The organism is Streptococcus sp. HMSC071D03, assembly GCF_001812125.1.
GTDB classification, from domain to species: domain Bacteria; phylum Bacillota; class Bacilli; order Lactobacillales; family Streptococcaceae; genus Streptococcus; species Streptococcus pseudopneumoniae_N.
Genome location: NZ_KV807823.1, coordinates 1 through 782, shown reverse-complemented (window position 1 = coordinate 782; position 782 = coordinate 1). Strand labels below are relative to the sequence as shown.

Annotated in this window: 1 pseudogene; it reads right to left on the bottom strand. The window is 41.4% G+C overall.

Going from position 1 to position 782, the window contains the following annotated elements:
- Positions 1–710, bottom strand: a pseudogene (locus HMPREF2837_RS11560) (IS630 transposase-related protein); the annotation flags it as partial.
- Positions 711–782: the final 72 nt, after the last annotated feature.

Below are 782 nucleotides of genomic sequence, written 5' to 3'. Positions count from 1 at the left end.
AGAAAAAGTGTTTATCTTTGACGCAAAGTTCATCCAAAATCTTCTTGGGATGAAAACTAGCATTGTCCATGACAATGACATGAGGGGTCTTCAAAGCAGGTAGAAGTTGCGTTTTGAACCACTCCACAAAGAAATCGCTCGCCATACTTTCCTTGTAAACCATAGGAGCTATAAACTCTCCGTCTACTTGTCCTGCAACAATCGAAGTCCGCTCAAAACGCCGTCCACTAATCTTTTCATAGACTTTCTCCCTTCTAGGAGCCCGTGCATAAGGACGATAGAGGTAGCGGTCGATTCCCGTTTCCTCAATATATACGACTGGTAAATCTTTTAGGCTATTCAAAATATCAAGAAATTCAGCGACTTTCTCTGGATCTTGTTCCTTAAAGCTAGTCGTCTTTTTTTAAAGTGATATTGATCTGCTTTAAAGCTGCCCATACTGAAGGAACAGCGCAATCAAAATGTGCCGCAATTTCCCGTAAGAAAGCGTCTGGATGAGCCTCTACAAAGGCTTTCAATTCCTCTAAAGGAATCTTTCGGCTTTTGGCGACTCGCTTTTTCTTCTCTAAGTGCCCTTGTTCACGTAATTTCTTTTCCCACGTGAAGAGAGTTCTGACGCCAACATCAAAAACTTGGGCCGCCTCGACATGGCTGTGCCCCTCTTTGATGTAATCTAATGCTCCTTGTTTAAAATCTGTACTATATGCCATAGCTTTATTATAACATGTGTTTTATAAACTAAGTGACTATAAAAGCGCTGAGTCGGTCAATCAGGCTCTAAA